Origin of the sequence: Protaetiibacter larvae, assembly GCF_008365275.1 — a bacterium.
Lineage (GTDB): Bacteria > Actinomycetota > Actinomycetes > Actinomycetales > Microbacteriaceae > Homoserinibacter > Homoserinibacter larvae.
On sequence record NZ_CP043504.1, the window covers coordinates 1,192,304 to 1,205,615 of the forward strand.

At 72.7% G+C, this 13,312-nt stretch carries 15 protein-coding genes; 8 read left to right on the forward strand and 7 right to left on the reverse strand.

The window, feature by feature from the left end; genetic code table 11:
• Positions 1–16 precede the first annotated feature (16 nt).
• Together FLP23_RS05585 and FLP23_RS05590 are read left to right on the forward strand one after the other, a co-directional pair.
• Positions 17–991 (forward strand): ribose-phosphate diphosphokinase, encoded by a 975-nt coding sequence (locus tag FLP23_RS05585; RefSeq protein ID WP_149324948.1) that lies wholly within the window; start codon positions 17–19, stop codon positions 989–991.
• 216 nt (positions 992–1,207) lie between these two features.
• Positions 1,208–1,609 (forward strand): four-helix bundle copper-binding protein, encoded by a 402-nt coding sequence (locus FLP23_RS05590; RefSeq protein WP_149324949.1) that lies wholly within the window; start codon positions 1,208–1,210, stop codon positions 1,607–1,609.
• A 55-nt stretch (positions 1,610–1,664) separates the two neighbouring features.
• On the opposite strand, the gene FLP23_RS05595 is transcribed toward FLP23_RS05590, so the two are convergent.
• Together FLP23_RS05595 and FLP23_RS05600 are read right to left on the reverse strand one after the other, a co-directional pair.
• Entirely contained in the window at positions 1,665–1,967 is a 303-nt protein-coding gene (locus FLP23_RS05595) for a hypothetical protein (protein WP_149324950.1), read from the reverse strand.
• A 156-nt stretch (positions 1,968–2,123) separates the two neighbouring features.
• A complete protein-coding gene (locus FLP23_RS05600; protein WP_149324951.1) occupies positions 2,124–2,477 on the reverse strand; it encodes a hypothetical protein in 354 nt (117 codons plus the stop codon).
• Between the two features lie 51 nt (positions 2,478–2,528).
• Between FLP23_RS05600 and FLP23_RS05605 the strand changes: the two genes are divergently transcribed.
• A complete protein-coding gene (locus FLP23_RS05605) occupies positions 2,529–3,746 on the forward strand; it encodes an APC family permease (RefSeq protein ID WP_149324952.1) in 1,218 nt (405 codons plus the stop codon).
• A gap of 9 nt (positions 3,747–3,755) precedes the next feature.
• Complete coding sequence (locus FLP23_RS05610; RefSeq protein WP_149324953.1) at positions 3,756–5,132, forward strand: CoA transferase; 1,377 nt, start codon at positions 3,756–3,758, stop codon at positions 5,130–5,132.
• Between the two features lie 800 nt (positions 5,133–5,932).
• Here FLP23_RS05610 and gndA read toward each other — a convergent pair.
• On the reverse strand, positions 5,933–7,384 hold the full coding sequence (gene gndA / locus FLP23_RS05615; RefSeq protein ID WP_281290310.1) for an NADP-dependent phosphogluconate dehydrogenase: 1,452 nt from the start codon (positions 7,382–7,384) through the stop codon (positions 5,933–5,935).
• Between the two features lie 93 nt (positions 7,385–7,477).
• Here gndA and FLP23_RS05620 point away from each other — a divergent pair, with 93 nt between their 5' ends.
• The 4 genes from FLP23_RS05620 to pth all read left to right on the forward strand — a co-directional run bounded on the left by FLP23_RS05620 (position 7,478) and on the right by pth (position 10,424).
• Positions 7,478–7,978 (forward strand): gluconokinase, encoded by a 501-nt coding sequence (locus tag FLP23_RS05620; protein ID WP_246140072.1) that lies wholly within the window; start codon positions 7,478–7,480, stop codon positions 7,976–7,978.
• Complete coding sequence (locus tag FLP23_RS05625) at positions 7,975–9,012, forward strand: D-2-hydroxyacid dehydrogenase (protein WP_210413969.1); 1,038 nt, start codon at positions 7,975–7,977, stop codon at positions 9,010–9,012. The genes FLP23_RS05620 and FLP23_RS05625 overlap by 4 nt, the downstream gene beginning before the upstream one ends.
• A gap of 172 nt (positions 9,013–9,184) precedes the next feature.
• Positions 9,185–9,802, forward strand: a complete 618-nt coding sequence (locus tag FLP23_RS05630; protein ID WP_149324955.1) for a 50S ribosomal protein L25/general stress protein Ctc — start codon at positions 9,185–9,187, stop codon at positions 9,800–9,802.
• 37 nt (positions 9,803–9,839) lie between these two features.
• Complete coding sequence (gene pth, locus FLP23_RS05635; RefSeq protein WP_149324956.1) at positions 9,840–10,424, forward strand: aminoacyl-tRNA hydrolase; 585 nt, start codon at positions 9,840–9,842, stop codon at positions 10,422–10,424.
• A 78-nt stretch (positions 10,425–10,502) separates the two neighbouring features.
• On the opposite strand, the gene FLP23_RS05640 is transcribed toward pth, so the two are convergent.
• From FLP23_RS05640 to FLP23_RS05655, 4 genes are read right to left on the reverse strand one after another with little or no spacing between them, the layout of a single operon-like run.
• On the reverse strand, positions 10,503–11,462 hold the full coding sequence (locus FLP23_RS05640; RefSeq protein WP_149324957.1) for a sugar kinase: 960 nt from the start codon (positions 11,460–11,462) through the stop codon (positions 10,503–10,505).
• On the reverse strand, positions 11,462–12,109 hold the full coding sequence (locus FLP23_RS05645; protein ID WP_149324958.1) for a bifunctional 4-hydroxy-2-oxoglutarate aldolase/2-dehydro-3-deoxy-phosphogluconate aldolase: 648 nt from the start codon (positions 12,107–12,109) through the stop codon (positions 11,462–11,464). The genes FLP23_RS05640 and FLP23_RS05645 overlap by 1 nt, the downstream gene beginning before the upstream one ends.
• Before the next feature lie 49 nt (positions 12,110–12,158).
• A complete protein-coding gene (locus FLP23_RS05650; RefSeq protein ID WP_149324959.1) occupies positions 12,159–12,680 on the reverse strand; it encodes an RNA polymerase sigma factor in 522 nt (173 codons plus the stop codon).
• Positions 12,677–13,165, reverse strand: coding sequence for a hypothetical protein (locus FLP23_RS05655; protein WP_149324960.1), 489 nt, complete (start codon positions 13,163–13,165; stop codon positions 12,677–12,679). Before FLP23_RS05655 ends, FLP23_RS05650 begins: the two co-directional genes overlap by 4 nt.
• Positions 13,166–13,312 lie beyond the last annotated feature (147 nt).

Genomic DNA, 13,312 nt, shown 5'->3' on the forward strand with positions numbered 1-13,312 from the left:
GCGGGTAACAGGCACAGTGTCCGGCATCAAGATCAGCGGAGAGAAGCAACTCGTCGTCGTCTCCGGACGCGCCCACCCCGAACTCGCCTCCGCGGTCGCCGCCGAACTCGGCACCGAGCTGATCGAGACCGACGCCCGTACCTTCGCGAACGGTGAGATCTACGCCCGCTACGGGGAGTCCATCCGCGGCACCGACGTGTTCGTCATCCAGTCCCACTGCGCCCCCATCAACGAGTGGCTCATGGAGCAGCTGATCATGGTGGACGCCGCCAAGCGTGCGAGCGCCAAGCGCATCACCGTCGTCGCGCCGTTCTACCCCTACGCCCGACAGGACAAGAAGGGCCGCGGACGCGAACCCATCTCGGCGCGCCTCGTCGCCGACCTGTTCAAGGCGGCCGGCGCCAACCGCATCATGAGCGTCGACCTGCACGCCGCCCAGATCCAGGGCTTCTTCGACGGACCGGTCGACCACCTGTTCGCGATGCCCGTGCTGCTCGACCACTTCAAGGGCCTCGACCCGAAGACCCTCACCGTGGTCAGCCCCGACATGGGTCGGGTGCGTGTCGCCGACATCTGGAGCGACAAGCTCGGCGCCCCGCTCGCGATCATCCACAAGCGTCGCGACCCGCGCGTGCCCAACCAGGTGAGCGTGCACGAGATCGTCGGCGAGGTGGAGGGGCGCACCTGCCTCATCGTCGACGACCTGATCGACACCGGGCGCACCATCGTGAAGGCCGCCGAAGCGCTCAAAGCGCACGGGGCCACCAATGTGATCGTCGGCGCCACGCACGCGGTGTTCTCCGACCCGGCCACCGAGATCCTGCAGAGCGACTTCATCGACCAGGTGGTGGTCACCGACACCCTGCCGATCGCCCCCGAGAAGCGCTGGGATCGCCTCACGGTGCTGCCGATCGCACCGCTCATCGCCCGCGCCATCCGCGAGGTCTTCGACGACGGCTCGGTCACCTCCATGTTCGACGGCGCCGCGTAGGCCCGGATCCGGTGATCTCGAGATGCGTCGCGCTCGCGCGGCGCTCCTCGATCGCCTGAGTGCGCACCCGCGCCGATCGAGTAGCCGCGTCGCGGCGAAGGCCGGAAATGGCCTGCGCTTTCAGCTCCAGTGCTCTCGTAACACAACGTAACCTTCGCTAGGGTGGCCCCAGGAGCGCTGGATCAGGCGCCTCACCGAGCTCGAGGAGACCACCGCATGGACATGATGATGATGAACAAGATGATGGAGTCGATGCCCGCATCGACCATGGGCATGGACATGATGTCGATGCAGGCCTGCATCGAAGCCTGCGACGCCTGCGCGATGGCCGCCACCATGTGCGCCGACTCCGACATGGCGGCCGGCATGGGCCGTTGCTCGTCGATGTGCATGAACATGGCCGACGTCGCCACCACGATGATGCGCATGATGCTGCGCCCCATGGGTCACGACATGATGTCCATGAAGGCGATGCTCGAGGCCAGCATGGCCATGTGTCAGGCCTGCATGGACGAGTGCGCCATGCACGCCGACATGAACGAGTGCTGCCGCGTCTGCATGATGGCCTGCGAGAACATGAAGGCCGAGTGCATGAAGCTCATGGCGGCGATGGCCTGATCCTCCGGCGCTCCACCCGGTCGCACCGGATGGCGTGGGCCGCCTGAGCGGGCGGTCAGCGGTTGCTGACGTTCAGCAGCGCCCCGCGCACCGAGAGCACACCCGCGACCGGGTGGAACGCGACGGGCTCGCCCTCGGCGAGGTCCCGCACCACGTGGTGCCACAGCGAACGCACCGAGCCGTCGAGACCATGGAACGCGATGCCGTGCCCGCTCGGGAAGGCGAAGCCGTCGACCCAGCTGCTGGGCGACGAGGCCGCGACCGCCCGCTGGATCGGGTGCAGTCGGTGGCCCTCGCCGGTGCAGTGCTCGGCGCACATCTCGAGGCCGACCTCCGGGTGAACGCGCGTCTCGTCCATGGGTCACCTCGTCTCGGGTCGGGCCGCCGGATGCGGCTGGTTCGGCAAGCGTAAGCACCGCGCCCGCCCCGCCGCACGCCGGCTGTCACACACCGCAACACAGCAGACCCCGCTGATCGAGTGCCGCGCGGAGCGCGGTGTATCGAGATCACCCGCTCAGCGGGCGACGCGCACCTCGGGGATGAACCCCAGGAACCGCAGCTGCGTCTCGCGGCCGCCGAAGTCGCTCACGGAGCAGTACCAGCCCGGGCCTTCGCCCCCGGAGAGCTCGAACCGGGCCACCGTCGCCGACGCGTCGGGCGCCTCCGTCGACGCCACCACGCGGCACGCGAGCTCGGCGGTGCGTGCGGCGGTCGTCACCCCGATGAGCACCCCCGGCAGGATGAGCGCTGCGAGCGTCAGCACCACCACGACGCGCGCCACCCGCTGCATCCGCGGCCCGCGCAGCGCGCTCACCTCGCCGGGCTCCGAGAAGGCGAGCTCCGGAGGGATCTCGTCGTCTCTCTCCACAACCGTCAGTTTCGCATCCGCCGGGACATCCTGTGCCGCTAGCATGCGCGGGTGGAGTTGCGGCGGGTGATCGGCGTCCCGACCGCGACCGGGGTCGGCGTCGCCGCCATGTTGGGCGCCGGCGTGTTCGCCGTGTGGGCTCCGGCGGCGGGCCTCGCAGGGGCGGGGCTGCTCGTCGCCCTCGGGATCGCCGTGCTGATCGCCGCCCTCAACGCGACGAGCACGACACGTCTCGCGCGGGCGTTCCCCGACTCCGGCGGCGTCTACGCCTTCGCCCGTGGGCTCGGCGCCCCGCGGCTCGGCTTCGCCGCCGGCGCCCTGTTCCTGGTGGGCAAGGTGGCCTCCGCGGCCGCCATCGCCCGGGTCGCGGGGGAGTACCTCGCCTCCGGCCTCACCCCGGGCTTCGCCGGCCCGATCGCCGTCGCCCTGCTCGCCGTGCTCGCGGTGGTGAACGCGAGCGGGGTGCGCCACACGGCGGTGGTGAGCGGCGCCACCGCGACCGGCGTCGTGACCCTGCTGGTGATCGCGGATGCCGTGGGTCTCGCGCACCTCGGCACACCGCATCCGCTCGACTGGCCCGACGCCCCCGCCGGCCTGCTGCCGGCCGCGACGATCATCTTCTTCACCTTCGCCGGCTACGCCCGCGTCGCCACCCTCGGCGGGGAGGTGCGCGACCCGCGCCGCACCCTGCCGATCGCGGTGACCGCCGCCATCGGGATCGTGGCGGTGCTCGCCACCGCGACGGCGCTCATCCTGCTGCTCGGGCTGGGCACGGAGGCGCTCGCGGCGAGCAGTTCGCCGCTCGCCGACCTCGCCGGCCCCGGCTGGCGCAGCTACGTGATCGCCGCCGCCGTGCTCGCCTGCGTCGGCTCGGCGCTCGGGGTGCTCGCGGGGCTCAGCCGCACCGTGCAGGCGATGGCGGCGGCGGGCGAGCTACCGCGGGGGCTGCGGGTGCTGCACGAGCGCACGGCGACCCCGGTGCGGGCGGACGCCGTGGTCGCGGTGCTCGCCGCGATCGCAACCCTCGTCGCCCCCTCGGCGCTGCTGATCGGGGCGTCCGCGGGCGCGGTGCTCGGCTACTACGCGATCGCCCACCTGCTCGCCTGGCGCCTCGGCGGCCTCGGCGGGCGCCTCGTCGCGGTGGTGGGCGGGCTCGGCTGCCTGCTGCTGGCGGCGTGGGCACCGCCCCTCGCGCTGCTCGCAGCCGCAACCGTGTTGGTGGCCGCCTTCCTGGCGCGGGCGCTGGTGAGGGCACGCCGGCACGCGTAGCGTTCGGGCATGACGGGAACGCTGCGGGCGGCGACGGCCGACGCTCAACTGCGGGAGCGGATGGGTGCGGCCCTCGGGCTGGAGGTCGCCTCGGCGAACCTCACGGGCGTCGCCACCCTCGAATCCCCCTACCCGGTGTCGGATCTCGCGGTCGCCTCCGTCGCGGCGGTCGGCGCCGGGGTGAGCGGGGTGCTCGAGGCTGCCGGGTTCGGTTGGCGGCCCGCGACGGTGCGACGCGAGCACGCCGACGCCTGGTTCTCCTCGGGGGTGCGCCCGGTCGGCTGGGTGGCGCCGACACCGTGGGATCCGATCGCAGGCGACTACCGCGCCGCCGACGGGTGGATCCGTCTGCACACCAACGCCCCCGCCCACCGTCAGGCGGCCCTGCGCGTGCTCGGCGTCGACGCCGACCGGGACGCGGTGGCGCGTGCCGTGGCGATCTGGCATGCCGACCAGCTGGAGGCGGAGGTCGTCGCGGAGGGCGGTTGCGCCGCCACCCTGCGCCGCCCCGAGGAGTGGGCGCGGCACCCGCAGGGGGTCGCCGTCGCCGCCGAACCGCTCGTAGCCCGGGAGACCACCGGGGCATCCGAGGCGGCGTCCCGCTGGGCGCCGACCCTGGAGCGCCCGCTCGCCGGGCTGCTCGTGCTCGACCTCACCCGCGTGCTCGCCGGACCCGTCGCCACCCGCGTGCTCGCCGGGCTCGGCGCGGAAGTACTGCGCATCGACCCGACTGGCTGGGACGAGCCCGCCCTCGCCCACGAGATGACGCTCGGCAAACGCACCGCCCGACTCGACGCCCACGACCCCGCGGGGCTCGCACGACTCACCCGACTGCTCGCCCAGGCGGACGTGATCGTGCACGGCTACCGTTCCGACGCACTCGAACGCCTCGGCCTCGGCGCCGAGGTGCGGCGCGAGACCCGCCCCGGACTCGTCGACGTGTCGCTCGACGCCTACGGCTTCACCGGCCCGTGGGCGGCCCGCCGCGGCTTCGACAGTCTCGTGCAGATGTCATCCGGGATCGCGGATGCCGGGATGCGCGCCGCCGTCGCCGACCATCCCGTACCGCTGCCGGTGCAGGCGCTCGACCAGGCCACCGGGTACCTCATGGCGGCCGCGGCGCTGGCGGGGCTGCGGCAGCGGCTGCTCGACGGCACCGGATCCGAGGTGCGGCTCTCGCTCGCCCGCACCGCCGTCGAACTGGAGGCGGCCCGCGGGCTGCCGCGCGCCACCCGCTATTCGGCGCCCGAGCTCACCGACGGCGCCCTGCTGCAGTCCGAGTGGGGGCCGGTGCGGGTGCTGCCCGCCCCCTTCGCGCTCGACGGTGTGCGGGTCGCGTGGGAGCGTCCGCCGCGCGCCTTCGGCAGCGATAACCCCACCTGGTGACGGGGAGCGGGCCCCGCTGGTCGAGTGCCGCGGCGTAGCCGCCACCCCGTTCGTCGAGTGCCGCGGCGCAGCCTCCACCCCGCTGGTCGAGTGCCGCGGCGCAGCCTCCACCCCGCTGGTCGAGTGCCGCGGCGCAGCCGCCACCCCGTTGGTCGAGTGCCGCGGCGTAGCCGCGGTGTATCGAGACCCCCCGGGCCGTGTTCACGCGGGCCGCTCCGCGGGGTGGGGGCGCGGGTTGCGCGCCGCATGCCCCCGCGGGCCTGGACGGCCCGCTCCCGCCCGGCCCGATGCCAGCGTCGCGCAACCCGCGCCCCCACCCCGCTGCGCTCAGTTGCCGAGTGACGGGCGTCGCGCAGCACTCCCGCTCGTCGAGCGACGGGCGTCGCGCAGCACCCCGCTGGTCGAGCGACGGGCGTTGCGCGGCACTCCCGCTGGTCGAGCGACGGGCGTCGCGCAGCACTTCCGCTGGTGGAGCGACTGGCGCAGCGCAGCACTCCCGCTGGTCGAGTGCCGCGGCGCAGCCGCGGTGTATCGAGACCCGCGGGCCGCGGGAGGGGGTTTGCGGTCGGGTGGTTTCGATACGCCGCTGCGCGGCTACTCAACCAACGGGGTGGGCCGCGCCGCGGAATCCAACCAGTGGGGTGGGCCTTCCCGCGGAACTCGACCAGTGGGGTGGGCCTTCCCGCGGAACTCGACCAACAGGGTGGGCCATCCCGCGGGGCTCGACCGGCGGGGTGGGCCGTGCCGCGGCGCTCGACGAACGGGGCGGGCGGGTCGAGGTGGTTGAGGCGCGCGCCGCCTCAGTGCGCGTCGACCGCCTGGATCTCGGTGCGGTCGCCCGACCAGAGGGTGTGGAAGGTGCCGTCGCGGTCGACGCGCTTGTAGGTGTGCGCCCCGAAGAAGTCCCGCTGCCCCTGCACGAGCGCGGCCGGCAGCCGGTCGGCGCGCAGCCCGTCGTAGTAGGCGAGCGACGACGAGAACGCCGGCGAGGGGATGCCCGCCTGCGCCGCCGCCACAACGACGCGACGCCACGCCTGCTGGGTACGCGCCACGGCGTCCGCGAAGTACGGCGCGGTGACGAGCGCCACGAGACCGGGGTCGGCGGCGTACGCCTCGGTGATGCGGTTGAGGAACTGGGCGCGGATGATGCAGCCGCCGCGCCAGATGGCGGCGATGTCGCCCTTCTTGATGTCCCAGCCGTACTGCTCGGCGCCCGCGACGATCGCGTCGAAACCCTGCGAGTAGGCGATGATCTTCGACGCGTAGAGCGCCTGGCGCACGTCCTCGATGAAGGCGTCGGCGTCGGCGACGACGAGCCCCTCATCCGGTCCGGGCAGCGACCGCGCGGCCGCCCGCTGGGCGGGCTTCGACGAGAGCGACCGCGCGAACACGGCCTCCGCGATACCCGACACCGGGATGCCGAGGTCGAGCGAGGTCTGAACCGTCCAGACGCCGGTGCCCTTCGACCCGGCCTGGTCGAGGATCACGTCGACGAGGGGGGCGCCGGTCTCGGCATCCACCTGCCGCAGCACCTCGGCGGTGATCTCGATGAGGTAGCTCTCGAGCTCGCCGCGGTTCCATTCGGCGAAGATGTCGGCGATCTCGGCGGGGCTCTTGCCGGTGCCGCGACGGATGAGGTCGTAGGCCTCGGCGATGAGCTGCATGTCGGCGTACTCGATGCCGTTGTGGATCATCTTCACGAAGTGCCCGGCACCGTCGTGGCCGACGTGCGTGACGCACGGCTCGCCTTCCGCGACGGCGGCGATCGACTTGAGGATCGGTCCGAGGGTCACCCACGACTCGTCGGAACCGCCGGGCATGATGGACGGCCCGTTGAGGGCGCCCTCCTCGCCTCCCGAGATGCCGGCGCCGACGAAGTTGATGCCCGTCTCGCGCACCGCCTTCTCGCGACGGATGGTGTCGGTGAACAGCGCGTTGCCGCCGTCGACGATGATGTCGCCCGGCTCGAACACCTCCACGAGCGCGTCGATGACGGCATCCGTGCCCTTGCCGGCCTGCACCATGATGATCGCGGTGCGCGGCTTCTGCAGGGTGTCGGCGAACTCCCGGTAGCTGGCGGCGGGCAGGAACCCGGCCTCGGGGTGCTCGTCGAGCAGCGTCTGGGTCTTCTCGTAGCTGCGGTTGAAGATCGCGACCGTGTTGCCCTCGCGGCTCGCGAGGTTGCGGGCGAGGTTCGACCCCATCACGGCGAGTCCGACGACTCCGATGTTGGCCTGGGCTTCCTGGGACACGTGCGACACCTTCCGACGCTCTGAGGGGATGCCCTCAGGCTATCGGGTCACGCATTCCCCGGCCGGGGCCGGGCGCCCCGGTAGCGTGGGGGTGTGAGCCCCGCCGTCCCCGCATCCGTGGTCGTGATGGGGGTGTCGGGTTCCGGCAAGTCGACGGTGGGCGCCCTGCTCGCGGAGGCGCTCGGGGTGCCGTTCGTGGACGGTGACGCCCTGCATCCGCCGGAGAATGTGGCGAAGATGGCGGCGGGCATCCCGCTCGACGACGCCGACCGGGCGCCGTGGCTGGACGCCGTGGGGGCGCGCCTCGCGGACCCGCCTGTCGTGATCGCGTGCTCGGCGCTCAGGCGCGCCTACCGGGACCGCTTGCGCGGTTTCGCGCCCGAGCTGGCGCTCGTGTACCTGCGCGGCGACCGCAAACTGCTGGCCCGCCGGCTGAAGAGCCGGAGGGGGCATTTCATGCCCGCGTCGCTGCTGGACTCTCAGCTGGCGACGCTGGAGAGGCCGGCTGACGACGAACGCGCGCTCGTGCTGGAGATCGGCCGCACCCCTGCCGAACTGGTGCGCGCGGCACTGCTGAGGTGGGAGGCACCGTGACCGTCGACCGTCTGCGCGTGGTCATCGCGACCCCGCTCGAGGCGTCCCTTGTGGAGCTGATCGCCCGCGACGAGCGGCTCGAGGTGGTGTGGGAGCCGGAGCTGCTGGCGGATCCGCTCATCGACTGGATGGTGGGGCCGCTGCAGCGCACCCCCGAGCAGCAGGCGCGCTACGAGGCGCTGCTGGATTCGGCGGAGGTGCTCTTCGGGGTACCCGACCAGTCGGGTGCGGCCCTCGCCCGCACGGTGGCGGCGAACCCGCGCTTGCGGTGGGTGCACACGATCCCGGCCGGCGGCGGGCAGCAGGTGCGGGCGGCGAGACTGTCGGATGCCGAGCTGGCCCGGGTGCTGTTCACGACCTCCGCGGGGGTGCATGCGGCCCCGCTGGCCGAGTTCGCGGTGTTCGGGGTGCTCGCGGGGGCGAAGCGGCTGCCCTGGCTGCAGGGGATGCAGCGGGCGGGGCAGTGGGGGCCGCGTGAACCGCTCGGGCTGCTGTCCGAGACGACGGTGCTCGTGGTGGGGCTCGGGGCGATCGGGCGGCTGACCGCCTCGAAGCTGACCGCGCTCGGCTGCCGGGTGGTCGGGGTGCACCGCCGCGAGGTCGAGGCGGAGGTGGAGCGGATCGTGCCGGTCGAGGAGTTCGCGGCCGCCGCATCCACGGCGGATGCGATCGTGCTGGCGCTGCCGGGCACCGATGAGACCCGCGGGATGCTGTCGGCGGAGGTGCTGGCGGCGGTCAAGCCGGGGGCGACGGTGGTGAATGTGGGCCGCGGCACGACGGTCGACGAGCCGGCGCTCATCGCGGCGCTGCAGGACGGCCGGGTGGGTCTCGCCGTGCTCGACGTGACCGCGGTGGAGCCGCTGCCCGCCGACAACCCGTTGTGGACGCTGCCGAACGTGGTGCTCGCCCCGCACACCGCGGCCATCAGCCCGCACGAGCCGCGCCTCATCGCGGAGCTCTTCGCCGAGAACGCCCGTCGCTTCCTCGCGGGCGCACCCCTTCTCAACGTCGTCAACACCCGCGAGTTCTACTGAGGCTGGTTCGGGTAGACTCGCCCCTGAACTTCGGCGAGGGATGGTGTGCCGCGCAAGCAGCACAGCATCCGTGATCGACGCGGTGGGCAGGCCCTGAGTCTTTCCTCACGCTGTTGCGCGTTCGAGTTGACATCACACATCTATCGGGGTTCGGCCCCATCAAGGAGACATCATGTCTGACGACAACAAGCTCGTCGCGGAAGCCCGCGACTCCTTCGGCAAGGGTGCGGCCCGCAAGCTCCGCGCCGCCGGCAAGGTTCCCGCCGTGATCTACGGCCACGGCACCGAGCCGCAGCACGTCACCCTCCCCGCGCACGAGGTGGGCCTCATCCTGCGCAAGGCGAACGCCGTGCTCGACCTCGACATCGCCGGCAAGGCCCAGCTCGCCCTCGTGAAGGATGTGCAGAAGGATCCGGTGCGCCAGATCATCGAGCACATCGACCTCATCGTCGTGAAGAAGGGCGAGAAGGTCACCATCGACGTCCCCGTGCACGTGGAGGGCGAGTCGTTCTCGGGCACCATCGTCGCGCTCGACGCCACCACGCTCACGGTCGAGGCGGAGGCCACGCACATCCCTGAGCGCCTCGTCGTGAACATCGAGGGCGCCGAGGAGGGCACCCACGTGCTCGCCGGCGCCGTCGAGCTGCCGAAGGGTGTGACGCTCGTGTCCGACCCCGAGGTGCTCGTGGTCAACATCACCGGCCCCGCGAAGGCGGAGGAGGCCGAGGAGGCTGCCGAGGCGCCCGCCGCCGAGGCCGCTCCGGAGGCCGCCGAGGCCGAGGCCGAGTAGCACCGGCACCCGCTCTCCGCTGTGACGGTTGACGTCGGTGCCTGATGACGTCTGGCTCGTAGCCGGGCTCGGGAATCCCGGGCCCGGCTACGCCGCTCACCGCCACAACGTGGGGCAGATGGCGCTCGACGTGCTCGCCGAGCGTCTGGGCGCCCGGTTCTCGCGCCACAAGACCAACACGCAGCTCGCCGAGGCGCGGCTGGGTCCGGGGCTCGCGAAGCTCGTGCTCGTGAAGCCCAACTCCTTCATGAACCTGTCCGGCGGGCCGGTGTCCTCGGCCGCCAAGTTCTTCGGGCTGGGGGTGGATCGGCTCATCGTGCTGCACGACGAGCTCGACATCCCGTTCGACACCGTGAAGCTCAAGGTGGGCGGCGGTCACGGCGGCCACAACGGCTTGCGTGACATCCAGGCCGCCTTCGGCACCCCGGAGTTCGCGCGGGTTCGGATCGGCATCGGCCGCCCGCCGGGGCGTCAGGACCCCGCCGACTTCGTGCTGTCGCCGTTCGCGAAGGCCGAACGCGAGGCGCTGCCCTCGCTGCTCTCCGACGCAGCCGACGCCACCGAGGACCTCATCCGCGAGGGCCTCCTGGCCGCTCAGCAGCGCCACCACGCCCCCCGCTGATCTCGCGAGATGTCAGGTGTTGCAGAAATCCGGCCCGAAATCTGCAACAGGTGACATCTCGCGGGATGATCCGCGGGATCAGCGGGTGACGGGGTCGGGGGAGTCGAGCAGGGCCAGCTCGGCGCGGCGGGGGAGACCCTCCCAGTCGCCGGGATGCAGGCACGCGAAGGCGCCCGCGGTGACGGCCGTCTCGAGTCGCGTCCGGGGCGACAGCCCGGCGTGCCGCTCGGCAAGGTAGCCGGCCACGAAGGCGTCGCCGGCCCCCACGGTGTCGACGGGGCGGATGGCGCGCGCCGGCACCCGCAGCAGCTCGCCGTCGATGAGGGCGAGGCAGCCGTCCGCGCCGAGCTTGATGATCACCTCGCGCGGCCCGAGCGCCGCGATGGCGCGCACCGCGGTCTCGGCGTCCCGCGCATCCGGCGCGAGCAGCAGCGCCTCGTCGAGCCCCGCGAACACCACGCTCGCCCGTGCGGCGATCGCGCGGTAGACGGCCCCGGCATCCCGCTCGCCCCACAGCGAGGCCCGGTGGTTGACGTCGAAGGAGACCGGCACCCCTGCCGCCACCGCCCGCTCGACGGCGACGTCGAGGGCGGTGAGCGCGGAGCCGGAGATGGCGGCCGTGATGCCCGTCACATGCAGCAGCGCGGCGCCTGCGATGTCCAGTTCGGCGAGGTCGGCGACGCTCAACCGGCTGCCCGCACTGCCCGCGCGGTAGTAGAGCACGCGTGTCGCGTCGGGGGTGCGACGCTCCTTCACCATGAGGCCGGTGGCGGCGGGATCGACGATCGCCCGCACCTCGACGCCTTCCGCGCGCAGTTCGCGCACGATCCGACGGCCGAGCGCATCGTCGCCCACCCGGCCGAGCCAGCTGACCGCCGTGCCCAGCCGGGCGAGCCCGATCGCCACATTGCTCTCCGCGCCGCCGACCCCGAGGCGCAGCGACGACACCGTCTCGAGCGAGCCGAGCTCGGCGGGCAGCACGAGCGCCATCGTCTCGCCGAGGGTCACGACCGGGCCGGACATCAGAGGGCCGGACATCACAGCGCCCCGTCGGCGGATGCCGCCTCGAGCAGGGCGATCGCGGCAGCGGATGCGGAGCGGATGGTGTCGTGGTCCCCCGCCGCGATCGCGGCGCGGTTCACCATCCAGCTGCCCGAGACGGCGAAGACGGCCGCGCTCGACAGGTACTCGACGGCGTTGTGAGCGCCGACCCCGCCGCTCGGCATGAACCGCAGCTGCGGGAGCGGCGCGGCGAGCGCCTCGATCGTGGCGAGCCCGCCGAGGCGGTCGGCGGGGAAGAACTTCACCTCGGTGAGTCCCGCCCGCAGCGCGCGCATCGCCTCGGTGGCGGTGGCGATGCCGGGCAGCGCCGCGAGGCCCCGGTCGAGTGTGGTGGCGACGACGTCGTCGTCGAAACCGGGGCTCACGATGAACGCAGCCCCGGCATCCGCCGAGCGCTGCACCTGCTCGGGGGTGAGCACCGTGCCGGCGCCCACCGTGAGCCCCGGCACGGTCGCCATCGCGGCGAGCGCGTCGAGGCCCGCGGGGGTGCGCAGGGTGACTTCAGCGCTCGTGATGCCGCCCGCGAGGAGGGCGTGCGCGAGGTCGCTCGCGCGTGCGGCGTCGTCGATGACGATCACCGGAACGATGCGGGCGGCCGTGAGGCGCGCGGTCGTCGTGTGCATGGCCATCCTTCGCCGTCGAATACGGCGATGATATCGTTTTCATCCGCGATCAGCCCACGGCGGGCTCGCCGACGAGTGCCGCCGCGAGCAGCCCGCGCGCCCGCTGGTACCGGGTGCGGGCGGTCGAGGCGTTCACCCCCAGCAGCTCGGCCGCCTCGCCGATGCCGAAGCCGTCCCAGTGCACGAGCATCACGAGCTCGCGCAGCTCATCGGGCAGCGCGGCGACCGCGGCCCGCACCTCTCGCCCCTCATCGGAATCCGCCGGATCCCCCGACTGTGCTGCCGCGAAGCCCGCCAGCTCCAGGTGCAGCCGCTCGGCGAGCGCGAGCCGTCGCCGCACCCCGCGGTGGTGGTTGGCGAGCACGCGCCGGGCGACGCCGAACAGCCACATCCGGGCCCGTTCCGGGTCGTCGGGCAGTTCGCGTCGGCGGCGCCACGCGATAAGCAGCGCCTCGCCGAGCAGGTCGGCGGCATCCTCCGCGGGGCTGACGCGGCGCACGAGGTAGCCGAGCAGATCACCACTCGCGCTGTCGACGAGCGCACGGACACGGGCGGCGGTGTCGGCGTTCACTCGCAACTCAGCTGCGTGGACTTGCCCGAGGCGGGGTCGACGACGAAGACCCTCAGGGTCGAATCGGAGGGGTTCACCTCGCCTAAGTCGTCCATCCGGACGCTGAACGTCGTCGACTCCCCGTTCTCGAGCGGTCCGATCTCAGCGTCGTCGAGCGGCACGGTCGTGCCCTCCTCGAACACGATCGAGCACAGCACTCGACCGTCGTCGGCGGACACCACGGTGAGGCTCGCCCCGAACACGTCGTGATCGCCGGAGCCGCTGCTCCCGTCGGCGAACGCCGTACCCACCCCGAAGCTCAGCAGCGAGAGCACCCCGATGCCCGCGCCGAGCATCAGACGTCGCCGTCCGCGGGGAGTGCGTGCGCGCGGGATCGCCTGGGCGACGAGCCCGTCGAGCTCGATGCGCACCGCGGTGTCGTGGGCGGGATCCGCGGGGCGTGCTGCGGCCAGCATCCGGTCGAGCTCGGGATCGAGTTGCTGCATCGTCGGCATCCTCACGTGTCGCGGGCTCATCATGCCCGATATCCGATACATGTCCGGATGAGCGCCGTCTGTCTGAGTGATCTCGAGACGCGGCGCTTCGCGGCGCTCCTCGATCACCTGGGTCTCGAGGTGATCGAGGAGCGCGCC

Excerpts from the sequence above, each read along its gene's own strand:
- FLP23_RS05590 (WP_149324949.1), top strand. The coding sequence starts at position 1,208 with ATGGACATGATGATGATGAACAAGATGATGGAGTCGATGCCCGCATCG.
- FLP23_RS05595 (WP_149324950.1), bottom strand. The coding sequence starts at position 1,967 with ATGGACGAGACGCGCGTTCACCCGGAGGTCGGCCTCGAGATGTGCGCC.
- FLP23_RS05610 (WP_149324953.1), top strand. The coding sequence starts at position 3,756 with ATGACGGGAACGCTGCGGGCGGCGACGGCCGACGCTCAACTGCGGGAG.
- FLP23_RS05630 (WP_149324955.1), top strand. The coding sequence starts at position 9,185 with ATGTCTGACGACAACAAGCTCGTCGCGGAAGCCCGCGACTCCTTCGGC.
- FLP23_RS05640 (WP_149324957.1), bottom strand. The coding sequence starts at position 11,462 with ATGTCCGGCCCTCTGATGTCCGGCCCGGTCGTGACCCTCGGCGAGACG.
- FLP23_RS05645 (WP_149324958.1), bottom strand. The coding sequence starts at position 12,109 with ATGCACACGACGACCGCGCGCCTCACGGCCGCCCGCATCGTTCCGGTG.
- FLP23_RS05655 (WP_149324960.1), bottom strand. The coding sequence starts at position 13,165 with ATGCAGCAACTCGATCCCGAGCTCGACCGGATGCTGGCCGCAGCACGC.